Source organism: Pseudomonas helleri, assembly GCF_009600315.1.
GTDB lineage: Bacteria > Pseudomonadota > Gammaproteobacteria > Pseudomonadales > Pseudomonadaceae > Aquipseudomonas > Aquipseudomonas helleri_A.
Genome location: NZ_WIWC01000011.1, coordinates 78,522 through 103,886, shown reverse-complemented (window position 1 = coordinate 103,886; position 25,365 = coordinate 78,522). Strand labels below are relative to the sequence as shown.

The window sequence follows — 25,365 nt, the reverse complement described above, 5'->3', positions numbered from 1 at the left end:
ATTTTCCCTAATGCATTCCGTGACTTACGGAGGGTAAAAATTGAGATCCGTTCAAAACCCGTTCTGACATGCGGTCCATGACGCCTGTAAGCGAAAAATGCTTATAATGCCGGGCGTTTTTTTCCGCATTGTCGACCCGTCGCACCTGCGCACTGCCCTGACGTGCACATCCATTTCTTAATCTGGAAATCCAAAAGCCTTGATTCGTCTGCTGAAGTTTTTCGGGTGGTCTTTCGTTGCTGTGTTCTGCGGGCTGTTGCTCGTGTTGAGCGGCGCGTTTCTCTATCTTAGTCCTGGCTTGCCGTCCGTAGAGTCGTTGAGAAGCATCCAGTTGCAGATTCCTTTGCGGGTCTTCACCAGCGACGGAAAATTGATCGCAGAGTTTGGCGAAATGCGCCGCTCCCCGATCAAGTTCGCCGACATTCCGCCCAATTTCATCAATGCCCTGCTTTCGGCAGAAGATGACAACTTCGCCAATCATTACGGGGTCGACCCGAGCAGCCTGATGCGTGCCGCTACCCAACTGGTAAAAAGCGGACACATTCAATCAGGGGGCAGCACCATCACCATGCAGGTGGCGAAGAACTATTTCCTGTCCAGTGAGCGGAGCTTTTCCCGCAAAACCAACGAAATTCTGTTGGCGCTGGAAATTGAACGCGAGCTGACCAAGGACGAAATCCTTGAGCTGTACGTGAACAAGATTTACCTGGGCAACCGTGCTTACGGCATCGAAGCGGCTGCGCAGGTTTACTACGGCAAGTCGATCCGCGACCTCAGCCTGGCGCAGATGGCCATGATTGCCGGCCTGCCCAAGGCACCGTCGCGCTTCAACCCGCTGGCCAACCCGGTGCGCAGTAAAGAGCGCCGCGACTGGATCTTGGGCCGCATGTATAAACTGGGCAAAATCGATCAGGCCAGCTATGAAGCGGCTATCGCCGAGCCGGTCGACGCCAGCTATCACGTGCCAACCCCGGAAGTCAGCGCACCGTACATCGCCGAAATGGCCCGTGCCGAGATGGTCGGCCGCTACGGCAGCGAGGCTTACACCGAAGGCTACCGTGTGACCACCACCGTGCCGAGCGACCTGCAAGAGCTGGCCAACACCTCGGTCCACGAAGGGCTGATGGCCTACGACCAGCGTCACGGCTACCGCGGCCCTGAATCCCGCTTCCCCGGTAAAACCCTGGCGGTGTGGACTCAAGAACTCGCCAAGCAGCGCCCCATCAGCGGGCTGGAACCGGCCATCGTCACTCAGGTCGATAAAGACGGCCTGCATGTCTTGACCCGTAACGGCGAAGGCCGTGTGGCCTGGAACACCATGAAATGGGCGCGCAAATTCCTCAACACCAACAGCATGGGCCCGATGCCCAAGCAGCCATCCGATGTGGCACAAGTGGGCGACCTGATCCGTGTGCAACCGCAAGCCGATGGCAGCCTGAAATTCAGCCAGGTGCCTACCGTACAAGGCGCGCTGGTCTCGCTTGATCCGAACAACGGCGCCATTCGTGCACTGGTCGGTGGCTTCGCGTTTGAGCAAAGCAACTACAACCGGGCGATGCAGGCCAAGCGCCAACCCGGCTCAAGTTTCAAACCGTTCATCTACAGCGCAGCGCTGGACAACGGCTACACCGCCGCCACGCTGGTCAACGACGCCCCCATCGTGTTTGTCGACGAATACCTCGACAAGGTCTGGCGCCCGAAGAACGACACCAACACCTTCCTCGGTCCTATCCGTGTGCGCGAAGCGTTGTACAAGTCGCGCAACCTGGTCTCGATCCGCTTGCTGCAAAGCCTGGGCGTCGACCGCACCATCGACTACATCAGCAAGTTCGGCTTCAACAAACAGGACCTGCCGCGCAACTTGTCGCTGGCGCTGGGCACGGCCACGCTGACGCCGATGGAAATCGCCACCGGCTGGAGCACCTTCGCCAACGGCGGGTACAAAATCACACCGTACCTGATCGACAAGATTGAAAGCCGCAACGGCGAGACTTTGTTTGTCGCCAACCCGCCCAGCGTGCCGAAAAGTGACCGCAAAGACGCGCCATCAGAAGCCGCAGCGCTGACCATCGACACCATCAACGCCGCACCGGGCTTGCCGACCACCGAAACCCAGGCCGTGGCCGAACGCATCGTCGACGGGCGTACCACGTACATCCTGACCAGCATGCTGCAGGACGTGATCAAGCTGGGCACCGGTCGCCGCGCACTGGCCCTTGGCCGTACGGACCTGGCGGGTAAAACCGGTACGACCAACGAGTCCAAGGACGCCTGGTTCTCTGGCTACAACGCGGACTACGTGACCACGGTATGGACCGGTTTCGACCAGCCTGAAAGCCTGGGCCGCCGCGAATATGGTGGCACGGTCGCCCTGCCGATCTGGATGACCTACATGGCGGGCGCACTTAAAGACAAGCCAGCGCACACCCAAGCGGAGCCAGAAGGCATCCTCAGCCTGCGCATCGACCCGACCAGCGGCCGCATCGCCTCACCGGGTACACCGGGCGCCTACTTTGAGTTGTTCAAAAGCGAAGACACGCCGCCGACCAATAGCGAACTGGGCAACAACCCGGCACCGGGCAGCCCGTTGCCTGCTGATGACGGGGCCCCCATCGACCTGTTCTGATCCCCAGAGCGGCAAGCTGCGCGTCATGGCGCGTGCGGCTTGCCACCCTTAAAGATCCAGAATATCGCCGTAATACGGCCCGGTATCGCGGGCAAACCCCATGGAAATATCAAACTCGGCCATCGACATGCCCTGAGGGGCCATGGCCAGTTGCACACTGCGGGTGTTGTCGGCGTGATCCAGCCAGCGCTTCAACGCCTCAGCCAGACACTCGGGGTGCGCCGCGTGGGCGCCATAGACATCCTCAGCCGAAACCACGTGATAGGCCAACGATGACAAGCGCTTGGCGGTCATTCGTATGTTCGACAGTTCCTTGGTCATGGCTTGAACGGTGGCTCGGGTAATCCGCGGAAACGGGTCACTGGCCTCCTTGAGATGGCCGACCCGCTGGTTCAGTTGCTCCTCGACCCGTGACAGCATCAACCTCACCCACTCCACCTCACGGTTGGTAACCAGTGGCCGTGCGCCCTCCTGCCCACCTCACGGTTGGTAACCAGTGGCCGTGCGCCCTCCTGCGCTTCTTGCCAGCGGCGTAGCGTGGCCCAGCAATGTGGCACGTAGCTGCTCACCATCGAATGATCACCGGCATCCAGCAATTGGCGCCCTAACCCGTCGCGAACGGGCAGCCCTTCATACTGATCCAGGGCCATTAAACAGGCAGCGTGCTCGGCCAATGTCTCGCAGCCCGGCTCCCAAAGAATGTGGGAAACCTCATTGCCACCAAAATTCACCCGCATGAAATGCTGCAACTGCCCGTGGTGGGTATAGGGATCGGCGTCCATATTGATCATGCCGGCGACATAGGCAATGAACTCCGCGGGCACATTCTTGAAGCGAATAGCGGCACCGTAATCAAATTCCGAAGGCTTAAACTTCATCCACGGCGCGGGCACACTGGGCACCGGATCGTTGTGATTGACCATGCGGTGATGGACGAGAGGTTTGGCCGCTTCGACAAAGGTTGAATCGCCCGCGCGGGGGGCGCCGTAGGTGTAGAGGAGGATGTCGTAGCGTTCAGGCATGCGACGCAGCATTTCAGACAGAATCAGGGCGATGGCACCTCCGAGGCTGTGGCCGCAGATCAAGAGCTTTTGGCCAGCGTAGAATTTTTCGAGGTACTTATATGCGAAATCATAGGCCTGTTTGGCGGCCTCATAAAACCCGCGATGTACCGTGCCTACTCCCTCCTCAAAAGGAACTTGAAACGCATCAAGGTCTCGAAGCGCATCACGCCACATCTCACTGGTACCCCGTATCACGATCAAGATGATTTCATCGCTATGGGTCGCAAACGCTTGAGTATCGGTGTCGACAATTTCGCCGCGATCATCCAGAAAATGGATTTTGATGGGACTATCCTGATCGGGCCCTAATTGCGGGTTATTTTTTGGGTACAACTCAGGATCAAAGGGCACGACTTCAAAACGCCTGGAATAGGCCACGTCTTCATACAACGGGTAATAGGCCTGAGTTTGGCCAACATCGACTTTCCATATTTCCTTGAATTTGGCGAGCGAATCGGCAAACCAGTTGCCCGAACTCGGCTCTTCGGCAAAAGTGACCATCGGCTCAACTATGGGATGTTTGTCGGGCGCCTGACCAAACGGGCAATAACTCAGCGTCGACATCAACGCCAACTGGTAAAGGTTCAGCGCACAGAATTGCGGGTCCGTCGAAAGCATCGGGCGCAATGCGCGCAATGGCCGAACTTGTAGAACTGTATGCCGATTCCCCGCTATGCAGACGCCTCGCAGGCCATGCTCCCCCATTAATCGACGGGCACCCGTACTGGGCGGGTAGTGACGTTCAACCTCAGGCGGCAAATGTGACACATGCTCGACCAAGTCTCGGACTTCAACTTGGCAAAAATCAGCGTCTGAAAGCTGTGAAGTGGGCAATGCCCGGGGACGGCTGCCATCTTCATTGGCGTAACGGGTTTGTTCTGCTCGAACTTGAAGCTCGGTTATCCTAAGAGGATAGTGCTTACGAATTGATAGCTGACTGTAGTAATCCCTAACTTGTTTATAATCAGCTCCCATTTTCAAAGCTAATGGACCCGCAAAATGATTGATCACTAACCCGACCCCCGAAGAGTTCAGAAAGCCGCTGTATTCAAACCCCTCAGCATCAGTAACTTTAAAAGCAAGTCCCGCGTAGGGTTCGCCCGCACCAAATTCATCCGTTAATTGAAAGCTAGACTCACTGCCTTGTACAGGACAAAAAAGCATACGTTCTTGAAAACTCATACTAGTACCAAAGGAACTATTCATTCTCACCCTCATACTCTTTACAAGCTGGATAAATAGTACACGGGGTTCCATCGTGCAAAATAAAACTACTGAAGCTTTCATTATCTTCAACGCAAAATGCATAAGGGTCTTCAAACCCTTTACCCATACAGCGCTTCCATCCATTGGGAAACTTCACCCATTTATTAATACTGGAAGGTTGCTCCTCTTTGTCCACTGTTATTTTCATTTTAATACTCTTCCCGGGAGGCTGATCAGGCAAGTAACCCGCCACAGGCCCTCCACGTGTCGCAGGACGACCGATATTTACATCTTTGCAGTCAAGTAGCTTCCGTAGCACTCTTGTCTTCCCATATGTTTGAAAACTCCAATCACATTGACCGAAGAAAACACTTTCCCCAGCTTCGTTGAATTCTTCTATATCTATCTCATCCAACCCTTCTTTAATCACCACCTGAGCAGTCGTAGAGCTAAAGTCCCCTCTCGACTTTCCATAGGTCGCAAATATCTCCAATCTGATGTTATAGACAACTAACGGACACCCTTTGCGAGTCCTGCGAATTTCTATTACCGAGTCAGGTTTATAATCCTCTCGCCACCAGTAATTGAATACAGGTGCCAAATTATCTTTTCTCGCCACCGTGCACGTCTCACCCGGCGCAGGCACGTAATACACCGCCGCTTTATATTTAAACCCCGGCGGCATATCGACGGTGAAGGTGAAGGTATTGGGCTCTTTAAAGTATCCATAAGCAGCCACCCCAATACCGACTATCCCTGCACACGCAATTAACCAGCGCTTCATGCGATGCCCTTGCCTTGTAGCAACTTCGCTTCCTGGCATACCCGTTCAAAGTGTTCACTGGGTTCTTCGTAAACGCGCGGATGCCACTGCATAGGTATTTCGAATTCAGGGGTGCTCAGGCTGCTGACCAGTAAAAATTCCAGCTGGCGGGGCGCATGCCAGCCCCATCCTTCAGCCCTTCCCCGTTGCAGGCGTAGCCAGTCGAAAGGGTCACGATGTTCCGCCAATTGCAGGTAGGCGACCTGATGATGGGCCAGCAAAAAACGATGGGCATTGGTTTCTCGTATACGCGCCCGTTGCTCGGGCGGCACAGGCACTTGCAACCAGTGCGGTTGCTCAGGCAAAGGGTGCTGACCCGGGGCCCGGTTGTCGGCGCTGAGCCAATGTTCGCCTTGGGCGTAACACACACTATGTGCAGGTCCCAAATAGGCTGGCCTTGCCTCTGGCGGCATAGACGACAGCGCCCTGCCCAGTACGCGGTTGTCGTGAAAGCGATAGATCCCTTGATCGGGCCGTTGCCCCACCAGAATGCGCTCGCGCCAATGCTGCACCAGTGCAGGAAAATCCTGCGCGGCGATGCTCACCAGCCAACCCCAGTGACGTTCAGGGCTGTTTAACAGCTCGGTCAGGGGTTGGGTGTCGCCGCTGTCGAGCATGATCAGAAAAGGTCCGATGCCGGCCAGTTCAGCGATGGGCGTCTGGCTGTAGAGGCTGCTGTAACGGTCATGGGTGCGGTCCTTCAAGAGCGTCTGAAGCACCGGCTTGTGATCGAACGTGTCCAACATCAAGCACAGTTCATGACCCCGCTTGCGCTGTGCTTCTATCCATTGAACAGGTGATGGCAATTTCATTGCGCAGCTCCTTCAGGCACGCACAGGCCGTTACGGCAGGCCTCGCATAAAGGGCAAATGTCGGCGCCGAGGTCGTGCGTGGCTGCCATCAGCGCCAATTGCGAGGGAGCGATGTGCAGCGGCAGGGCCTCTGGGGGCAAGTCATGGGCGAATTGGCCCGGCAACAAGGGCATGGCCGGTACGCCCCGCACTGGCTTGCCGCCTTCCTGAATGGAGCTGCTGGTAAAAATGCCGGAGGGGTTGATGACCAGATGCTCCCCGCCCGCCATCAATGACATGTTGGCCCCAGCGTCGACTACACAATGGGCGCCGGCCTTGATATGCACGTGCTGCCCGGCCTCGACTGTCATTACGCTGCCTACACGTGTATGACTGCTGCCTGCGACTTGCAGGTGATCGCTGGCCTTGATGTGCACGGCACGGTCGCTGGTGATCGTGAGGTGCTCCTCGCCCTGCAGCACGGTCACGCTATCGCCGACCACCGTGACCTGGTGTTGACCCTCGATGTGTACGTGACTGTCGTGCCTGATGTGCTGTTGCATATCGCGCTGTGCATGCACACGGATAAGCTCTTGCCTTTGGCGGTCTTCGATACGCAGTTCGTTGTGGCCCCTGCCGCCGGGCGTGCTGTGGCTGCGAAAGACGCTTTGGCTTTGCTCGGCGGGCAGGTCAAGCGGGACAGGGTTGATGCTATTGGCCAGGCACGCCGAAATAACCGGCATTTCTGGATCCCCCTCGATGTAAACCACCTGCACTTCCATGCCCACGCGTGGAGTCGTCACGGCCCCGTAGTACTCCCCTGCCCAACTGGACGACACGCGCACCCAGCAACTGCTTTGCTCGTTTTCAATACCACTGCGATCCCAGTGAAATTTCACCCGAACCCTGCCGAATTCATCGCAGTGAATTTCTTCACCCACAGGCCCGGTCACGCGAGCCGTTTGGCTGCCTGCAATACGCTGTTTAGGGTAAATCTCCTGCGACCGGTAGGTAACGTCAGCGGGGATCGCCTTAAAGGTATTGCGATAGCCCAGCGTCCATTCACCCGGCTCGCCGGGCGGGGAAACCTGGCCCTGCTCTTCCAGCACCTGCGGCTGCTTACCCTCATGATGCACGCGGGTCAGCAGCCAGCGGCGGTTCCAGTCCTCACGCGGGGATTCACTCATCTGCAAGAAGTGCCCACTGCTCAAGATCGGCTGATCGCTGCTGCCCCGGGACTGGTAATAACCGGTTTGGTGCTGCTCAAGGACGATCTGGCAAAGCTGCTCGCCGCGGGCTTTATTTTTAAAGCCACCGGGGTAAATGTAGCTTTCAAAGGGAGAGCCATCGAGGGGGCCACTGCTGTCAGCCTCGAGTGTGCGGCTGGCAGTCTGGAAATCGTAATCACGTTGTACGGTGCGCTTGATGCAGTTGCTCACGCTCGCTGCGAAGTGATTAATCGATGGCCCTGCCGCCACCATGCCGTCGTTTTGCACGAAAGGCGTGACCTCTTTTGGCGGGGTAAACGCCTGCTGCTTATCGCCGAACACCAAGAGGTGGCCGTCAGGCGAATGCTTGAAGTAATAGTGATAACCCTCTTCAAAACACAAGCGCTGAATAAAGTACAAATCAGACTCGCCGTACTGCACGCAGTACTCGCGCGGGGGTGAAGGAGAGAAGGCAGCAAAGGTATAAGCATTGCTGAGAATGCCGTGCTCGTTAAAGAGCTGTTCGATGATCTGCGCAACAGAGAGGTTCTGGAAAATCCGGTGATTGGTGCGGTGCGCCAGGTAGGCCAGGCTGGGCACAAGAGTGAGGTCGTAGCGGGTCAGCCGGGCACCGGGGCTGTGGCGTTTAACGCTGTGAATATGCCCGTGAATCCCGCTGCCCTGCTCATCGAACGCCAGAAAGGCGGTGTGGTGCATCAAGAGGTCGAAATCCAGTGCCGGGTGCTCGCTCACCAATTCAAGCGCAAAGCAAAAAGGTCTGCTGATGGACTCATCACCGTTAAACGCTAAAACCCGAAGCTCATGCTGACAGCCTTGGATCGTCAAACTGAAACGGTGCTGGCGGGCTGATGCTGACATCCTGAATTCCTCCTTGATAAAGGAAGAACACTAACGGACAGACCGGCGGTGCCTTTGTAGGGGGATTCTGAAATTTTTAAAAGAAGTTGCTAGTTCGGTTCGGCGACATATTCAAGCAACGGTTCAGAGAAGAAAAAACCAAAAAGCCCCGACGCTTTTCAGCGCCGGGGCTTTGGTTTGACGCTAGACGGGGTTAGCCGTTGAACACGTCATCCACGCTTTTGAGCGGGTAGTTTGCCGGGTACGGCAGGGTCGCAACGCCGGTCTCGATAGCCGCTTTGGCCACCGCGTCCGAGATCAGAGTGATCAGGCGCACGTCCATCGGTTTCGGGATGATGTATTCACGACCGAATTCCAGTTTGATGCCGCCGTAGGCGTCGCACACTTCTTGTGGCACCGGCAGTTTGGCCAGTTCACGCAGTGCATTGGCCGCTGCAATTTTCATTTCTTCGTTGATGCGCTTGGCGCGAACGTCCAGTGCACCACGGAAGATGAACGGGAAGCCCAATACGTTGTTGACCTGGTTCGGGTAGTCCGAACGGCCGGTGGCCATGATCACGTCGTTACGGGTGGCGTGAGCCAGCTCTGGCGAGATTTCCGGATCCGGGTTCGAGCAGGCGAACACAATCGGGTTAGGCGCCATGCGCAGCAGGTCTTCAGCGCTCAACAGGTTTGGACCCGACAGGCCAACAAACACGTCTGCGCCGTCCATGGCGTCAGCCAGGGTGCGTTTTTCAGTGGCGTGAGCGAAGACCGCCTTGTACTGGTTCAGGTCGTCACGGCCGGAGTGGATCACGCCGGTACGGTCGATCATGTAGATGTTTTCGATCGTGGCGCCCATGCTCACCAGCAACTTCATGCAGGAGATGGCCGCAGCGCCAGCACCCAGGCAGACGATTTTGGCGTCGGACAGGGTTTTGCCAGCGATTTCCAGCGCGTTGATCATGCCGGCTGCCGTTACGATGGCGGTGCCGTGCTGGTCATCGTGGAACACCGGGATGTCGCATTGTTCGATCAGCGCACGCTCGATCTCAAAGCACTCAGGGGCTTTGATGTCTTCGAGGTTGATACCGCCGAAGGTGATGGAGATGCGTTTAACGGTGTCGATAAAGGCTTGCGGGCTTTCGGCGTCAACTTCGATGTCGAATACGTCGATACCGGCAAAGCGCTTGAACAGAACGCCCTTGCCTTCCATCACAGGCTTGGAAGCCAACGGGCCGAGGTTACCCAGGCCCAGAATGGCGGTGCCGTCAGAGATAACGGCGACCAGGTTGCCCTTGCCGGTGTATTTGTAGGCAAGTTCAGGATCGCGGGCGATTTCGCGCACTGGTTCGGCTACACCCGGGCTATAGGCCAACGCGAGATCGCGGGCAGTAGCGGTAGGTTTGGTGAGCTCGACACTCAGTTTCCCTGGGCGGGGCTGGGCATGGTATTCGAGAGCAGCGGTTTTCAAATCAGACATAAGGGCGTTCCGCTTTTTTGCTGTTGGACAGACGGATCGCCGAGCATACGCGTGTCGCAAAGTCCCGACAAGACTGACCGGTCAGCAGTGTCAAGGGCTTTACCCTACGACTTTGGACCAAGACCCGCGTGGCGCAAGGGCTAGAGTGTCCACAATCACACTTTAAAATTGTCTACAATTTTATTCGGAAATGACCTGAAGCATCCCCGGATGGGTCACTGGCAACATCCAGCGTGCTTGTCCCGCTTTCAATCCGCCGCGTCGCGAGCGATCCAGCACCCAGCCACGCACCTCGACCTGAGCGCCCTGTAGCTTGCCGAGGGTTTTCTGATCGAAATAGCCGAGGTCTTTGGGTGCAATGTGCACGACCAATCCGCCTTGCAGATCAATCCAAAGTCCGCCGCGATTGCGCTGCACCTGGCTGACTTTGCCCCCGACCACGGCAAAACCTGAGCGGCTGATGTTATGGGCCGAGATAACCGGCGACTGCCGCCATAGCCCGACACCGTTCGTCCGGGCACGGCGTTCGGCAGCTTGTTGGCAGCCCACCAACTCGACATTGGGGGCTATCGCGACCTGATAGGCCAGGCCATCGGCCAACAGCTGCGCTTCCAGATTGCTGCCATCGGCACCAAAGACATGAGCCAGGGTACGGCCGTAACGGTCCTTGGCCTGCTTGCCGGGCAGCAACCCCACGCGCCCGTCACTGAGCGCCACCAAGGTTTGCAGACGCTTGCGGGCCGCGTCGGCAAACGGTTCGGCGCTCTGGCCCTTTTTGCCGGTTTCGGGGGCATTGAGGCCGATCATGCGCACGCTGCGACCATCCTTGAGGCGCAGGGTGTCGCCATCGACCACGCGCTCTACCTGCGCGTACGACAGCGGCTGAGGTGCGGGGCACAACGCTTGCGCCTGCACCGCCGAAAGCCAGATCGCGGGCACAAAAAAGGCGCCCGCAAGGGACGCCTTTTTCAATAACCCGGCCAGACTCGAAAGGCTGCCCAAGGTCATCAGCCTTACTCGGCTGCTTTTTCTGCTTCTGCTGCTGGAGCGGCTGCTTTAGCGCCGAAAGCACCAAAACGAGTCTTGAAGCGATCAACACGACCGCCAATGTCCAGAGTTTTTTGCTTACCGGTGTAGAACGGGTGGCACTCGTTGCATACGTCAGTGCCCAGTGGCTTGCACAGGTTCGAACGAGTTTCGAACTTGTTGCCGCAGCTGCAAGTTACCAGGATTGTTTCGTACGCTGGATGGATATCGGCTTTCATGGGGTATTCCTCAGGCTAGCGTGCCGCCACTCAACACCATTGTTGAATACCGCACGTAAATTTAGGGCGCCGATAATACCAGACCTTTGCATTGACGCAAGCGGCCAATCATGCTCCAACCCAATTCTTTCATCTAATACTGCCCAGCTTTTTAGTCCCGGGGCACGTTGTCTGCTAGGCTCCGGGCCATCTTCGCCGTTCATCACTTGAGAGCCCCGCGTGCCCGACGCCATTTTGCGCCTTGCCCTGCCTTCCCCCCTGCGCCGTTTGTTCGATTACCGGGCGCCTGCGGGCGTTCGACGCGAGCAATTGCAGCCCGGGATGCGCTTGCGGGTACCGTTCGGGCGGCGTGAAATGATCGGCATTTTAGTTGAGGTGGTCGATCACAGCGACGTGCCAGCCGACAAACTCAAGCCAGCCATCGCTCTGCTTGACGCGACGCCACCGCTGCCGGCTTCTTTATTCAAGCTGTGTTTATGGACTTCGCAGTATTACCAGCACAGCCTGGGCGACACCCTGAGCTGGGCGCTGCCGGTTTTACTGCGTCAGGGTGAGCTGGCTGAAACCCGGCAGGAGCGCTTTTGGCAGATCGCCCCCGGTGCCCAGCTTGACGATCCGCGTGTCGCCCGCGCGCCGCGCCAGCGTGAAGCGCTGGCCACACTGGCCCAGCACCCCCACGGTGTGGCGCATCAACTGCTGAGCAAATTGATGCTGAGCAAAGACAGCCTCGACCTGTTGCTGGCCAAAGGGCTGGTGACGGTCGAAATACGTCGCCATGCACCCAGTGAACGACATGAGCACTGGCTGGCCCAGCCCGAGCTGCCGCTCAACGCTGAACAACGGGCCGCCTACGAGGCCATTCGTGCAGGATTCGATCATTTCCATGCCTTTTTATTGGCGGGCGTCACGGGCAGCGGTAAAACCGAAGTGTATTTGCAGCTGATTCGCGAAACCCTGCAGGCCGGCAAACAGGCGCTGGTGTTGATCCCGGAGATCAACCTCGGCCCGCAAACCCTGGCCCGCTTCGAGCAGCGCTTCAACGCACGCATCGCGCTGGTGCATTCGGCGGTCAACGACCGTGAACGGCTGGAAAGCTGGCTGGCCGCTCGTGATGGCGAGGCCGACATTATTATTGGCACGCGCTCGGCGCTGTTCACCCCGATGAAAAACCCGGGCCTGATCATCATCGACGAAGAGCACGACGGTTCTTATAAACAGCAGGAAGGCCTGCGCTATCACGCCCGCGACCTGGCACTGGTACGCGCCCGACAAGAAAACATACCAATTGTGCTTGGCTCGGCCACGCCGTCCCTTGAAAGCTTGCATAACGCCTACACCGGCCGCTACGGCTTGCTGCGTTTGAATGAACGGGCGGGTGGTGCCAAACAGCCGCGTTTCCTGCGACTGGATGTCAAAAGCCGCCCACTGGACAGCGGCATTTCCGGCCCCATGCAGCAAGCCATCGGCCAAACGCTGGCGGCGGGCCAGCAGGTGCTGGTGTTCCTCAACCGCCGCGGCTTTGCCCCGACCTTGTTGTGCCACGACTGCGGCTGGATGTCGGAGTGCCAGCGTTGCGATGCGCGCATGACGGTCCATCAACGCTCTAACGAGCTGCGCTGCCATCACTGCGGCTACGTCGAGCGAGTGCCACGCAACTGCCCGCAGTGCCACAAAGTCGACTTGCGCCCTGTGGGTGCTGGCACCGAGCGCGCGGAAGAACGGCTAGGGATTTTGTTCCCTGACTACCCCGTGTTGCGGGTTGATCGCGACAGCACCTCACGTAAAGACGCGATGAACCAGCTGTTTGCCACGATTCAAAAAGGCCAGCCGTGCATTTTGATCGGCACGCAAATGCTCGCTAAAGGCCATCACTTCCCCCGGGTAACGCTGGTATCGATTCTGGACGCCGACGGCGGTTTGTTCTCGGGCGACTTTCGCGCCAGCGAGCGCATGGCCCAGCTTATCGTTCAGGTTGCAGGCCGTGCAGGCCGCGCCGAGGAACCGGGCAAGGTGATCATCCAGACCCATCTGGCCGACCATCCGCTGCTGATTCAGCTGACGGAGCAAGGCTACTTCGCCTTTGCCGAGCAAGCCTTGAGCGAGCGCCGTGCCGCAGGCTTGCCGCCCTTCGCTCATCTGGCCCTGTTGCGCGCCGAGGCTCACAAGCCGGGGCAAGCTGAAGGTTTTCTGGACGAAGCGTGCAGCGAGGCCGAGCGTTTGCTGGGCGAGCTGAATTTAAGCGGGATTGAGTTGCTTGGCCCGGTGCCCGCGCCGATGGAACGGCGCGCCGGACGCTACCGTGCCCAGCTATTACTTCAAGCCAATGCCCGTGCCCCATTGCATCGCCTGCTGAACCAGTGGCTGCTGGTGCTGGAGCAAATGCCCAGCGGCCGACAGGTACGCTGGTCGCTGGATGTGGACCCGGTCGATCTTTATTGACCCACGTCCATGGCGCCGCTGCCGAAGGCTGCGATAAAGTTTTATTCAAAAGCAGAGTCGCTGCCTGAGGCAGCGGCGACAGATTTAACAAAGCCCGTCGGCTAAGGTTGGCAAGGCCGACCCAGCAACGGATAATCCCCACTTTTTCCACCTGCGCACTAAAGCGCTACCGCGCTTGCGGTTGAAAGAGAAGACCATGAAAGACACCATTCGCCAGCTTATTCAACAAGCCCTGGATCAACTCGTCACAGAAGGTGTGTTGCCTGAAGGCCTGACGCCAGCGATTCAGGTGGAAAACGCCCGTGACAAAACCCACGGCGACTTCGCCAGCAACATCGCCATGATGCTGGCCAAGCCAGCCGGTATGAAGCCGCGCGACCTGGCTGAGAAAATCATCGCTGCCCTGCCGGCCGATGAGCAAATCAGCAAGACCGAAATCGCCGGTCCGGGCTTCCTGAACTTCTTCCAAAACACCCAAGCCCTGGCTTCGCGCCTCGATGCGGCACTGGCCGATGAGAAAATTGGTGTGCGCAAGGCGACACCTGCCATGCGCACCGTAATCGACATGTCAGCGCCTAATCTGGCCAAAGAAATGCACGTGGGCCACCTGCGCTCGACCATCATTGGCGATGGCGTGGCACGGGTACTGGAATTCCTCGGCGACGACGTGATCCGTCAGAACCACGTCGGCGACTGGGGCACCCAGTTCGGCATGCTGATGGCCTATCTGGAAGAAAACCCGATCACCAGCGACGAGCTGTCTGACCTCGAAAACTTCTACCGCGCGGCCAAAAAGCGCTTCGACGAGTCCCCCGAGTTCGCCGACCGTGCCCGTAGCCTGGTGGTCAAGCTGCAAGCCGGCGACCCCGACTGCCTGGCGTTGTGGACCAAGTTCAAAGATATTTCGCTGTCGCACTGCCAAAAAATCTACGAGCAGTTGAACGTCAAATTGACCATGGCCGATGTGATGGGCGAAAGCGCCTATAACGACGACCTGATCAACGTCGTCAACGACCTCAAGGCCAAAGGCATGTTGGTCGAGAGCAACGGCGCCCAGTGCGTGTTCCTCGACGAATTCAAAAACGCTGAAGGCGAGCCATTGCCGGTGATTATCGTCAAGGCGGACGGCGGCTATCTGTATGCCACCACCGACCTTGCAGCCATTCGGTACCGCAGCGGCGTACTGAAAGCCGACCGCGCCCTGTACTTTGTCGACCAGCGTCAGGCCCTGCACTTCCAGCAAGTGTTTGCCGTCGCCCGCAAAGCCGGTTTCATTACCCACCCGATGGAAATGGAGCACATGGGCTTCGGCACCATGAATGGCGCTGATGGCCGCCCGTTCAAAACCCGCGACGGTGGCACGGTCAAACTGATCGACCTGCTCAACGAAGCCAAAGAACGTGCTTACACGCTGGTTAAAGAGAAGAACCCCGAGCTGGCTGAAGAAGAACTGCGTGCCATTGCCAAAGTGGTTGGCATTGGCGCTGTGAAATACGCCGACTTGTCCAAGCACCGCACCAGCGATTACAGCTTCAACTTCGACCTGATGTTGAACTTTGAAGGCAATACCGCACCTTACCTGCTGTATGCCTACACCCGTGTTGCGGGCGTGTTCCGTAAGCTGGGCAAGAACTTCAATGAAGTTGAAGGCCACATCATTCTTCAAGCACCGCAGGAACAAGAGCTGGCAGCCAAATTGGCGCAGTTCGGCGAAGTACTGAATCACGTGGCCGAAAAAGGCACCCCGCACACCCTGTGCACGTACCTGTACGAAGTGGCCGGCCTGTTCTCCAGCTTCTACGAGAATTGCCCGATCCTGAGCGCAGAAGACAAAGCACAGAAGCAAAGCCGCCTGCGTTTGGCCGCATTGTCGGGCCGCACCCTCAAGCAAGGCCTGGAACTGCTGGGTCTGGAAACTCTGGAGCGCATGTAAGTTGGCCGCTAAAAAGAAGCCTGTACCCAAGCGAGGCGCCAGCCGGTATCAAGCGCCCGCCAAACAGCCGATTCCGGGCTGGCTGTGGATGGCTATCGGCCTCACGGTGGGCGCGTTTATTGTGTTCTTGATGAAACTCGAACCCGGTAAGGGCGACGACGTCAAACGGGTCAAGCAAGAGCAGCAAAAGGCCTCACAGGTCGAGCAAGCCAATAAAACGGCACCTAGCCCGACTCAGCCGGCCAAGCCCAAGTACGATTTCTACACCTTGTTGCCCGAGTCAGAAGTGATCGTGCCGCCCGATGCCGTGCCGGAAAAAACTCCGCCCACTCCGCAAACAGCACCTGTAGTACCAGTCACGCCTGCAGAAGCCGCGAAAATCGACACGGCTCGCGCTCAAGCGGCGCTGAGCGGCGTCACGCCACCACCGGCGCCGCCTGTGATAAAAGCGGCCCCTGTGACCAAGTTCTTCCTGCAAGCGGGCTCGTTCCGCAAACAGGCCGATGCTGAACGGGTACGTGCGCAAATCATTTTGTTGGGGCAAACCGCCACTGTTGAGGCGGGCACCGTCAAGGATGAAACCTGGTACCGCGTGCTGGTCGGGCCGTTTACTAACCGCGACCAACTGACCGTTGCTCAAAAGCAATTGGCCGGTAGCGGCTTCAATAATTTGCTGTTGCAACAGCGCCGCTAAAACCGATTACAGGCTCGCTCCTACAGAGATGCATGAATTCTGTAAGAGCGAGCTTGCTCGCGATGCTTTATCCCTTCCTCGTCTTGCCCCACTCATCTACATTCCCTTCCCGCGGTTGAAAAACCGACTACAACCCCCATATGTAATTCCATCAGGCATTTTCGCCCCGCTGCGTGGAGACTCTCCCTTGACCACCATCGTTTCAGTACGCCGTCACGGCAAAGTCGTCATGGCTGGCGACGGCCAGGTTTCCCTTGGCAATACCGTGATGAAAGGCAACGCGAAAAAAGTTCGTCGCCTCTATCACGGTCAGGTTATCGCCGGCTTTGCCGGTGCGACCGCCGATGCATTTACCTTGTTCGAACGCTTTGAAGGCCAGCTTGAGAAACATCAAGGCCATCTGGTTCGTGCCGCGGTCGAGTTAGCCAAAGAATGGCGTACCGATCGCTCACTGAGCCGCCTGGAGGCCATGTTGGCAGTCGCCAATAAAGATGCCTCGTTGATCATTACCGGCAACGGTGACGTCGTTGAGCCTGAAGACGGCTTGATCGCAATGGGCTCTGGCGGTGCATTTGCTCAAGCGGCAGCCCGCGCCCTGCTGATGAAAACCGACCTTTCGGCCCGAGAAATCGCGGAAACCGCACTCGGTATCGCTGGCGACATCTGCGTATTCACTAACCACAACATTACTATCGAGGAGCAGGACCTCGCTAATTAAGACGCCTGCCGGGCCGGTATGCCTGCCCGTTTGTGACCCTTACTTTAGCTAGAGGAACGCCAACTACCATGTCCATGACTCCCCGCGAAATTGTCCACGAGCTCAATCGCCACATCATCGGCCAGGACGACGCCAAACGCGCCGTTGCCATCGCCCTGCGTAACCGCTGGCGCCGGATGCAACTGCCCGAAGAGCTGCGCGTTGAAGTGACGCCAAAAAACATTCTGATGATCGGCCCGACCGGTGTCGGTAAAACCGAAATCGCACGTCGCCTGGCCAAATTGGCCAACGCCCCGTTCATCAAAGTGGAAGCTACCAAATTCACCGAAGTCGGCTATGTCGGCCGCGACGTCGAGTCGATCATTCGTGATCTAGCCGATGCCGCCATCAAACTGCTACGCGAACAGGAAATCGTCAAGGTTCGCCACCGCGCTGAAGAAGCGGCCGAAGAGCGCATCCTCGATGCCCTGCTGCCGCCTCCTCGCACTTTTGGTGAAGAAGCCGCAGTGCCACAGGATTCCAACACGCGCCAGCTGTTCCGCAAGCGCCTGCGTGAAGGTCAGCTGGACGACAAAGAAATCGAAATCGAAGTGGCGGACATCGCCGGTGTCGATATTTCTGCGCCGCCTGGCATGGAAGAAATGACCAACCAGTTGCAAAGCCTGTTTGCCAACATGGGCAAAGGCAAGCGCAAAAACCGCAAGCTGAAAGTCAAAGAAGCCCTGAAAATGGTGCGTGACGAAGAAGCCAGCCGCCTGGTTAACGATGAAGAACTCAAAGCCAAAGCACTGGAAGCCGTAGAGCAACACGGCATTGTGTTTATCGATGAAATCGACAAAGTGGCCAAGCGTGGCAATGTCGGCGGCGCCGACGTATCCCGCGAAGGCGTGCAGCGCGACTTGCTGCCATTGATCGAGGGCTGCACCGTCAATACCAAGCTGGGCATGGTCAAAACAGACCATATCCTGTTCATCGCATCGGGTGCTTTCCACCTGAGCAAACCAAGCGATCTGGTGCCTGAGCTGCAAGGCCGTTTGCCGATCCGCGTTGAACTCAAGGCCTTGTCGCCTGAAGACTTCGAACGCATTCTCAGCGAGCCGCATGCCTCTTTGACCGAGCAATACCGCGAGCTGCTGAAGACCGAAGGTCTGAACATCGAGTTCATGCCAGAGGGCATCAAGCGCTTGGCGGAAATCGCCTGGCAGGTTAACGAGAAAACCGAAAACATCGGTGCTCGCCGCCTGCACACACTGCTTGAGCGCCTGCTTGAAGAGGTGTCTTTCAGTGCCGGTGATATCGCCAGCGCTCATCAAGAGGAGCCAATCCGCATTGATGCCGAGTATGTGAACAGCCACCTGGGTGAACTGGCCGAGAACGAAGACCTCTCGCGCTACATCTTGTAAGCCTCAACCCGCAAGGGTGTACACAGTACATGTAGCCGCTGCGAGGGCTGCGATAAGGCTCAAAAGCCTTCAGTGATCTCTGGATCCTGCGCCGACACGGTTGGCGATCGTAACCTGCGTCAGCGGCTACTGTGTTTGTACCTGGGCTAAAGGCACATTAACTCTGACGGACCCAAGGCAATGACCAAGCTTCCTACAGCTATCAAACTGCACAAAGTCTCTAAAACCCTCTCGCTCACCTATGGGCCAGACGAGGTATACACCTTGCCTGCCGAGTTTTTGCGTGTGCATTCGCCTTCTGCCGAAGTTCAGGGCCACGGCAAGCCGATACTGCAATACGGCAAAATCAATGTCGGCTTGAGCAAAGTCGAACCTGCGGGCCAATACGCGCTCAAGCTCACCTTCGATGACGGCCATGACAGCGGTTTGTTTACCTGGGACTACCTCTATGAACTGGGTAAACGTCAGGACGCTTTATGGGCGGATTATCTCGATGAGCTGAAAAAAGCCGGAAAATCTCGGGACCCCGCAGTCTCCGTTGTGAAGCTGATGCTTTAAGCACCCGCTACTACGGAGCGTCGGGCATAGCTGGCCTTGGCGAAGCTCTTTAGCTTGAGGTTTTTTCAAGTGGCGGTGTGACCACTGCCGGGGCCGCTTTCGGTGCGGCAGCTTTTTTGCGGGTAGCGGGCTTTTCAGGAGCCGCTTTGGCAGCAGCGGGTTTCGCGGCAACAGCCTTGTTGGTGGCTGAAGGCGCTTTGGCTGCCGGTTTAACCGCAGGTTTAGTGGCAGGCTTTGCAGCAACAGGTTTAGCGGGCGCGGTGGCGCGGCTTGCTGGTTTGGAAGCCGACTTGGCGACCGCAGGTTTGGCAGCCGCCTTGACGGGTGCAGGCTTGCTCGCAGCAGGTGCTTTGCTCGCCGCTACTTTGGAGGCGGCAGCAGTGAGCTTTTCAATATGTTGAGTGAGCGCCTCAACCTTAGCGTGCAGTGCTTTCACCTCCTCACGACTGGGCACGCCCAAACGTGAAATGGCACTGTTCAAACGCTTGTCGAATGCCTCTTCCAACTCGCTCCACTTCTCCAATGCCAATTCTTTAACGTCATCCACTTTGGAGCGCGTTGTTGATGATGTTGCTTTAGGCGCGCCTGCCTTGGTTAGCTTCTCGGCCTTTTCACCCTCTTTGACCAGACTGTCGAACAGACTGCTGCCATCCGTATCAATTTTTGAATAAACACCCAAACCCGCCAACCAGATTTTGCGGGAATACTCTTCAACTTTACCTACCCATGAAGGGCTTTGTTGTGCAGTCGATTTTTTTGCAGTCATCGTATTCCCCTTTATACCCAGTGGTGACGTCGATCAGCCAACGTGGCAACTCACCAAAATGAACACGGTGTTCACCTCAATCAGGCTTAGACGCAAATTGCCCACGATTCAAGCTTGAATCTCTGTTTATTGAAGAAGGCTGAAAAAACACCGCCTGCATTAGAAAAAGATGACGCCACCAAAAGCGGAAATATCCAAAGAAAGAGGGTCGCTCTCAATTGCAAGATTCAGCCTAAGCACTCACCTTGCCAGTGTTGAATTCACCGTCCATCAAATCAGTGATCTCAGTTTCAGTGTTCCAAGCTTCAGCTTCCGCCAAAGGTCCGTAAGCCATAAATATAACGCTATTGATATAGACAAGAATCTTTCCGAACTCGGCCCCCTCGGGCTCATAAATCAAATATTCCACGTTATCGTCGGCGTTGACTTTCTCTCGGTACACAAGAGGATGGTGAGCGGCGATAAAAAGTTTAAGGACACGCTCGGCTTGCTCGCGTGCACCTGCGTGATGACTTCCAGAATTCCGCGCAATGGTAAATATATAATGAGACATTCTTTGCTCCCTAAAGAATGAACAATTAACCACAAGCAATTAAAGTGCGCCTTTTAAAAAAGGCGACACTTTAATTGCCCTTTAAATAAATCCGTTAGCCGTTGATCATTTCGCTAACAGCTGTCACATCACGATTGGACATGACACGCGCCAAGCACTCAGACTTCAACAGAATTGGGGAATGCCCGCTCCATCAGCTCAATGGCATCGCCCTCTGCAGTCCAGGCATCATCCGCAGCCGCTGCACCCGCCATCAGAAAGACGACACGGAAGCCATTGATGCTGACAAAACCCGTCATGTCCCCTGCTTCAGTTTGAACCACGTAGCTAATACCAGATTTAACTTCAACAACCGGCGTCCATTTCAAATCACGCGAAGAAACAAACTCCTCAAGAACCTCTTCAACTTTTGCAGAAATTTCAGTGGCAGACATGTTTTTTGGATTATGAACAACAGCATTTAAATACAGAGAAATTTTGAATTCCTAGTAGGGTTATTGTGCTTCCTCAATACCCATACTAGTCACTCATTGAAATTTGCCAACTTAGCCAAATCACACTAAAAAATTTGATAACAGCGCTAGATAGCGCATCTTGGCTTATTCACTCTTAACTCTTTAAATAAGTTTACGTCACCACTTGCACTTTCCTACCTATCAAAACTCCCAAGCGACTCTCAAGTGTCATTTAAGGCGATGCCAGTGCGTGACATCGCCCTTTGACACATCGTCAGGTTGACCGCTGGGCAGGCGCCAAGCTCAAGCCAGCGCTTTGTCCAAGGAACGTTCAATTTCTGACTGAATCATGCCGCTCATCGCGGACATCAGCATGCCCAGCTCTACATCGACCTTGACTGTTTTTTCGCCGATTTCCAGCGTGCCGTTAACGCCGGAGCGCTTAAGTTTGACCGTGTCACCCTGCCAAGTCGGGGTCAGGCCGTATTGCCCGGCGAGCTTTTCAACCAGCGGTTGGGCTTTTTCGCGGGCGGCTTCAAGGCCAAGGTTGTGGGCACGTTCAACGTTGATGCGGGCCATTACTCACTCCTGATAGAAAAGCCAGCCACTATACGGGCATTGCCTGCGACACGTCAGCCGAGCCCGGCCAAGACAAAGCCGGTCAGCAGGATTAGAATGGCCAGCATTCTCTTTTGGTGACAGCGATATGACTGATCAGCGCAAAGGCAGCGATGCCGAACCCACCACACACTTCGGCTTCAAAAACGTTCCCGAAAGCCAGAAAGCGGAAAAAGTCGCCGAGGTTTTCCACTCCGTAGCCGGTAAATATGACCTGATGAACGACGTTCTGTCGGGTGGCATGCACCGTTTGTGGAAGCGTTTCACCATCGAATTGTCGGGCGTGCGTCCGGGCAACAAGGTGTTGGACATCGCTGGCGGTACCGGCGATCTGGCACGCAAGTTCTCGCACCTTGTTGGCCCGACCGGCCAAGTGGTGCTGGCCGACATTAACGCCTCCATGCTCAAGGTTGGCCGTGACCGTCTGCTGGACAAAGGTGTGGCAGGCAACATCGAGTTCGTTCAGGCCGACGCTGAAAAGCTGCCGTTTCCGGACAACTATTTCGATTGCGTGACCATCGCTTTCGGGCTGCGCAACGTGACCCACAAAGAAGACGCGCTGCGCTCCATGTTGCGCGTGCTCAAGCCGGGCGGCCGCTTGTTGGTACTGGAGTTCTCCAAGCCGACCAACCCGCTGATGTCCAAGGTGTATGACGCCTACTCGTTCGCCTTTATGCCAATGGTCGGCAAGCTGATCCTCAATGATCCGGAAAGCTACCGCTATCTGGCTGAGTCGATCCGCATGCACCCGAATCAAGAGACGCTCAAGTCGATGATGGTTGAAGCCGGTTTTGACCGTGTGACCTATCACAACATGACGTCCGGCATCGTTGCACTGCACCGCGGCATCAAACCCTGATGTTGCTCAGGGGCCTTCTCGCCAGCGTTGAAACCGGCATCAATCGTGTCTTGCGATTGGACAGCACCGCGCTGGCTCGCTTGCGGCCGCTGACCGGCAAGGTCATTGCCGTTGAATGCGCCAGCCCCGCGCTGCGCCTGTTTATTCTGCCCAGCGATGAAGGCCTGTTGTTGGCTGCCCACTGGGCAGCCGAAGCCGATTGCACCTTGCGTGCCCCTGCCTCCAGCCTGCTGCGCTTGGCCTTGAGCAAAGACAAAACCAGCATACTGCACGGCCCTGAGGTCGAGCTTGAAGGCGACAGCCATGTGTTGATGGCACTGGCAGCTGTTCTGCAAGATCTGGAACTGGACTGGGAATACGAGCTCTCGCGCTGGATCGGCCCTGTTGCGACTGCCTTGGTCGGTGGCCATGTGCGCAGCCGCGCCAATTGGTATCAGCAAGGTTTTGCCAGCCTCAATCAGAACCTCGCTGAATACCTGAGTGAAGAAGCTCGCACTTTGGTCGGAGAACGAGAAGCGCAAGCGCGCTTTGATGAACTCGACCAACTCAAACTCGACCTGGATCGTCTTGAGGCCCGCTTCGAGCGCCTCTGCCGGTCCCTCAATACCAGCGATAACGCATGAAGTTGCTTGCCATACGCCGTTTGTTTCGTATCCAGCGCGTCGTCATTCGCTACCGTCTGGATGACCTGCTGTTCGCACTGCCCTTGCCGTGGTGGATGCTGTCACTGCGCTTCGTGCTGCCGTGGCGCTGGTTCCCGCGCAAAAAGCTAGAGCTGAACCGCGGCGCTGCGTTGCGTCTGGCCTTGCAGGATTTGGGACCCATCTTTATCAAGTTTGGGCAAATTCTCTCCACTCGCCGCGATTTGCTCCCGCAAGACATCGCCGATGAGTTGATGCTGTTGCAAGACCGCGTGCCGCCGTTCGACCCGCAGGTTGCGGTCAAGCTGATCGAAGAGCAACTCGGCGCCAAAATCAGCGACGTGTTCAGCCGATTTGACATTGAGCCTCTGGCCTCGGCGTCTGTGGCGCAAGTTCATGCGGCCAAGCTAAAGACTGGCGAAGAGGTCGTGGTCAAGGTAGTGCGCCCCGGTCTAAAACCGATTATCGGTTCAGACCTGGCCTGGCTGTTCATTCTGGCCAGGATTGCCGAACGCCTGAGCGCAGACGCACGTCTGCTGCACCCGGTCGACGTGGTCAGCGATTACGAAAAGACGATTTACGATGAACTTGACCTGTTGCGTGAAGCGGCCAACGCCAGCCAGCTCAAACGCAACTTTGAAGGCTCTTCGCTGCTGTACGTACCGCAGATTTACTGGGACTGGTGCCGACCAAAAGTGTTGGTGATGGAGCGCATCTACGGGATTCAGGTCACGGATATGGCCGCCCTCGCCGATCAACGCACCGATATGAAGCTGTTGGCCGAGCGCGGGGTCGAAATCTTCTTCACCCAAGTGTTCCGCGACAGCTTTTTCCATGCCGACATGCACCCCGGCAATATTTTTGTCAGCACCGTCAACCCGTGGAGCCCGCAATACATCGCCATCGACTGCGGCATCGTCGGCAGCCTGACCCCTGAAGATCAGGATTATCTGGCGCGCAACCTGTTTGCCTTTTTCAAGCGCGACTACCGCCGCGTTGCACAACTGCATATCGATTCGGGCTGGGTGCCTGCGCACACCAAACTCAATGAATTTGAAGCGGCCATTCGTACCGTGTGCGAACCGATTTTCGAAAAACCCTTGAAAGAAATCTCCTTTGGTCAGGTGTTGATGCGTCTATTCCAGACGGCCCGACGCTTCAATATGGAAGTTCAGCCGCAGTTGGTGTTGTTGCAAAAAACCCTGTTGAACATCGAAGGGCTGGGTCGCCAGCTGTACCCGGACCTAGATCTGTGGAGCACCGCCCAGCCGTACCTGGAGCGCTGGATGCGTGAGCGCTACAGCCCTAAAACCGTATTGCGCAACCTGCACAGTCAGGTCGAGCAGATACCGCATTTGGCCGACATGACCCGCGATTTGCTGGAGCGTATGTCGCAACCCCATGCCAAAAATCAGAAGCTGGTGATCAGCGAGCCGAGGGACAGTTGGTTCCTGCGCTTGCTCGGTGCCGGGCATTTGGCCGCAGGTGCGTTACTGGCCAGTGTTGGCCCGCTGCACACCTTGGGCTACTGGCCCGCCGGGATCATGCTGGCGGTAGGCTTGTATCTGATCGTGCGCCGATAGCCAGCCCCGGGCGAGGCTGGCAAACTGTGAATTCACCGAGCCTTGACCAGAGGGTTAAGGCCGGTTGTCGGAGTCGAACATGAAAGAGTGGCTGGACGAAATCAAATGGGACAGCGACGGCCTGGTGCCGGCAATTGCCCAGGATCACAAAACCGGGCGCGTCTTGATGATGGCCTGGATGAACCGCGAAGCGCTGAGCCTGACTGCTGCTGAGAACCGTGCCATTTATTGGTCACGTTCGCGTGGCAAACTGTGGCGCAAGGGCGAAGAGTCAGGGCACGTGCAAAAGCTGCATGAAATGCGCCTGGACTGTGACGCTGATGTGATCATTCTGATGGTCGAGCAAATCGGCGACATCGCCTGCCATACCGGACGTCAAAGCTGCTTCTACCGTGTGTATGAAAACGCCGAGTGGAAGACCGTCGATCCAGTGCTTAAAGACCCGCACGCCATTTACCACGCAGGACACTCCCATGAATGACACCCTGAGCCGTGTAGCCCAAGTGCTCGAAGCACGTAAAGGCGCCACGCCTGACAGCTCGTATGTCGCCAGCCTGTACCACAAGGGCTTGAACAAGATTCTGGAAAAAGTCGGCGAAGAGTCGGTTGAAACCATCATCGCCGCCAAAGATGCTGCGATCAGCGGCGATTGCAGCGATGTTATCTATGAAACTGCCGATCTATGGTTCCACAGCATGATCATGCTCGCCCAACTGGGTCAGCACCCTCAGGCTGTACTGGATGAACTGGAGCGTCGTATCGGCACTTCCGGCCACGTGGAAAAAGCCTCGCGGCCATCCGCCTAACCTTGTTTTGGAGAG

Annotated in this window: 24 protein-coding genes; 12 read left to right on the top strand and 12 right to left on the bottom strand. The window is 56.7% G+C overall.

Features of this window, described 5'->3' with window-relative positions; genetic code table 11:
* The first annotated feature begins 202 nt into the window (after window positions 1–202).
* Window positions 203–2,626 (top strand): penicillin-binding protein 1A, encoded by a 2,424-nt coding sequence (locus GHN86_RS09585; protein ID WP_397462739.1) that lies wholly within the window; start codon window positions 203–205, stop codon window positions 2,624–2,626.
* Window positions 2,627–2,674: 48 nt separating this feature from the next.
* On the opposite strand, the gene GHN86_RS09580 is transcribed toward GHN86_RS09585, so the two are convergent.
* The 8 genes from GHN86_RS09580 to rpmE form a co-directional block, all read right to left on the bottom strand.
* A complete protein-coding gene (locus tag GHN86_RS09580) occupies window positions 2,675–3,055 on the bottom strand; it encodes a hypothetical protein (RefSeq protein WP_153378069.1) in 381 nt (126 codons plus the stop codon).
* Window positions 3,052–4,872 (bottom strand): lipase family protein, encoded by a 1,821-nt coding sequence (locus tag GHN86_RS09575; protein ID WP_194286196.1) that lies wholly within the window; start codon window positions 4,870–4,872, stop codon window positions 3,052–3,054. The genes GHN86_RS09580 and GHN86_RS09575 overlap by 4 nt, the downstream gene beginning before the upstream one ends.
* Window positions 4,873–4,888: 16 nt before the next feature.
* Entirely contained in the window at window positions 4,889–5,680 is a 792-nt protein-coding gene (locus tag GHN86_RS23395) for a hypothetical protein (RefSeq protein WP_194286197.1), read from the bottom strand.
* Window positions 5,677–6,531: a DUF4123 domain-containing protein gene (locus GHN86_RS09570; protein WP_153378071.1), complete on the bottom strand. Its 855-nt coding sequence runs from the start codon at window positions 6,529–6,531 to the stop codon at window positions 5,677–5,679. The genes GHN86_RS23395 and GHN86_RS09570 overlap by 4 nt, the downstream gene beginning before the upstream one ends.
* Window positions 6,528–8,597, bottom strand: coding sequence for a type VI secretion system tip protein TssI/VgrG (gene tssI, locus GHN86_RS09565; RefSeq protein ID WP_153386478.1), 2,070 nt, complete (start codon window positions 8,595–8,597; stop codon window positions 6,528–6,530). The genes GHN86_RS09570 and tssI overlap by 4 nt, the downstream gene beginning before the upstream one ends.
* A gap of 193 nt (window positions 8,598–8,790) precedes the next feature.
* Window positions 8,791–10,059 (bottom strand): malic enzyme-like NAD(P)-binding protein, encoded by a 1,269-nt coding sequence (locus GHN86_RS09560; RefSeq protein WP_153378073.1) that lies wholly within the window; start codon window positions 10,057–10,059, stop codon window positions 8,791–8,793.
* Between the two features lie 180 nt (window positions 10,060–10,239).
* Complete coding sequence (locus GHN86_RS09555; RefSeq protein WP_153378074.1) at window positions 10,240–11,067, bottom strand: thermonuclease family protein; 828 nt, start codon at window positions 11,065–11,067, stop codon at window positions 10,240–10,242.
* Window positions 11,068–11,072: 5 nt separating this feature from the next.
* Entirely contained in the window at window positions 11,073–11,324 is a 252-nt protein-coding gene (gene rpmE, locus GHN86_RS09550) for a 50S ribosomal protein L31 (protein ID WP_019825265.1), read from the bottom strand.
* A gap of 219 nt (window positions 11,325–11,543) precedes the next feature.
* Here rpmE and GHN86_RS09545 point away from each other — a divergent pair, with 219 nt between their 5' ends.
* From GHN86_RS09545 to GHN86_RS09520, 6 genes are all read left to right on the top strand, one after another.
* On the top strand, window positions 11,544–13,763 hold the full coding sequence (locus GHN86_RS09545) for a primosomal protein N' (protein ID WP_323369222.1): 2,220 nt from the start codon (window positions 11,544–11,546) through the stop codon (window positions 13,761–13,763).
* Window positions 13,764–13,959: 196 nt separating this feature from the next.
* Window positions 13,960–15,696: an arginine--tRNA ligase gene (gene argS, locus GHN86_RS09540; RefSeq protein ID WP_153378075.1), complete on the top strand. Its 1,737-nt coding sequence runs from the start codon at window positions 13,960–13,962 to the stop codon at window positions 15,694–15,696.
* A 1-nt stretch (window position 15,697) separates the two neighbouring features.
* The gene (locus tag GHN86_RS09535) at window positions 15,698–16,390 is read left to right on the top strand and encodes an SPOR domain-containing protein (protein ID WP_153378076.1); all 693 of its coding nucleotides are present in this window, start codon (window positions 15,698–15,700) and stop codon (window positions 16,388–16,390) included.
* Between the two features lie 187 nt (window positions 16,391–16,577).
* Window positions 16,578–17,108, top strand: a complete 531-nt coding sequence (gene hslV / locus GHN86_RS09530) for an ATP-dependent protease subunit HslV (RefSeq protein WP_122785209.1) — start codon at window positions 16,578–16,580, stop codon at window positions 17,106–17,108.
* 68 nt (window positions 17,109–17,176) lie between these two features.
* On the top strand, window positions 17,177–18,511 hold the full coding sequence (gene hslU / locus GHN86_RS09525; RefSeq protein ID WP_153378077.1) for an ATP-dependent protease ATPase subunit HslU: 1,335 nt from the start codon (window positions 17,177–17,179) through the stop codon (window positions 18,509–18,511).
* 180 nt (window positions 18,512–18,691) lie between these two features.
* Window positions 18,692–19,069, top strand: coding sequence for a gamma-butyrobetaine hydroxylase-like domain-containing protein (locus GHN86_RS09520; RefSeq protein ID WP_153378078.1), 378 nt, complete (start codon window positions 18,692–18,694; stop codon window positions 19,067–19,069).
* A 49-nt stretch (window positions 19,070–19,118) separates the two neighbouring features.
* On the opposite strand, the gene GHN86_RS09515 is transcribed toward GHN86_RS09520, so the two are convergent.
* The 4 genes from GHN86_RS09515 to GHN86_RS09500 form a co-directional block, all read right to left on the bottom strand.
* Window positions 19,119–19,835: a phasin family protein gene (locus GHN86_RS09515; protein ID WP_153386476.1), complete on the bottom strand. Its 717-nt coding sequence runs from the start codon at window positions 19,833–19,835 to the stop codon at window positions 19,119–19,121.
* Between the two features lie 232 nt (window positions 19,836–20,067).
* Window positions 20,068–20,388: a hypothetical protein gene (locus tag GHN86_RS09510; protein ID WP_153386474.1), complete on the bottom strand. Its 321-nt coding sequence runs from the start codon at window positions 20,386–20,388 to the stop codon at window positions 20,068–20,070.
* Between the two features lie 158 nt (window positions 20,389–20,546).
* Complete coding sequence (locus tag GHN86_RS09505; protein ID WP_153378081.1) at window positions 20,547–20,822, bottom strand: hypothetical protein; 276 nt, start codon at window positions 20,820–20,822, stop codon at window positions 20,547–20,549.
* 324 nt (window positions 20,823–21,146) lie between these two features.
* Window positions 21,147–21,422, bottom strand: coding sequence for a polyhydroxyalkanoic acid system family protein (locus GHN86_RS09500; RefSeq protein WP_122785215.1), 276 nt, complete (start codon window positions 21,420–21,422; stop codon window positions 21,147–21,149).
* 127 nt (window positions 21,423–21,549) lie between these two features.
* Here GHN86_RS09500 and ubiE point away from each other — a divergent pair, with 127 nt between their 5' ends.
* From ubiE to GHN86_RS09475, 5 genes are all read left to right on the top strand, one after another.
* Window positions 21,550–22,320, top strand: coding sequence for a bifunctional demethylmenaquinone methyltransferase/2-methoxy-6-polyprenyl-1,4-benzoquinol methylase UbiE (ubiE, locus tag GHN86_RS09495; RefSeq protein WP_122785216.1), 771 nt, complete (start codon window positions 21,550–21,552; stop codon window positions 22,318–22,320).
* Window positions 22,320–22,943, top strand: a complete 624-nt coding sequence (locus tag GHN86_RS09490; RefSeq protein ID WP_153378082.1) for a ubiquinone biosynthesis accessory factor UbiJ — start codon at window positions 22,320–22,322, stop codon at window positions 22,941–22,943. The genes ubiE and GHN86_RS09490 overlap by 1 nt, the downstream gene beginning before the upstream one ends.
* The gene (ubiB, locus tag GHN86_RS09485) at window positions 22,940–24,544 is read left to right on the top strand and encodes a ubiquinone biosynthesis regulatory protein kinase UbiB (protein ID WP_153378083.1); all 1,605 of its coding nucleotides are present in this window, start codon (window positions 22,940–22,942) and stop codon (window positions 24,542–24,544) included. Before GHN86_RS09490 ends, ubiB begins: the two co-directional genes overlap by 4 nt.
* Window positions 24,545–24,623: 79 nt before the next feature.
* Window positions 24,624–25,025, top strand: a complete 402-nt coding sequence (gene hisI / locus GHN86_RS09480; protein WP_122785219.1) for a phosphoribosyl-AMP cyclohydrolase — start codon at window positions 24,624–24,626, stop codon at window positions 25,023–25,025.
* Window positions 25,018–25,350, top strand: coding sequence for a phosphoribosyl-ATP diphosphatase (locus GHN86_RS09475; RefSeq protein ID WP_153378084.1), 333 nt, complete (start codon window positions 25,018–25,020; stop codon window positions 25,348–25,350). The genes hisI and GHN86_RS09475 overlap by 8 nt, the downstream gene beginning before the upstream one ends.
* Window positions 25,351–25,365: the final 15 nt, after the last annotated feature.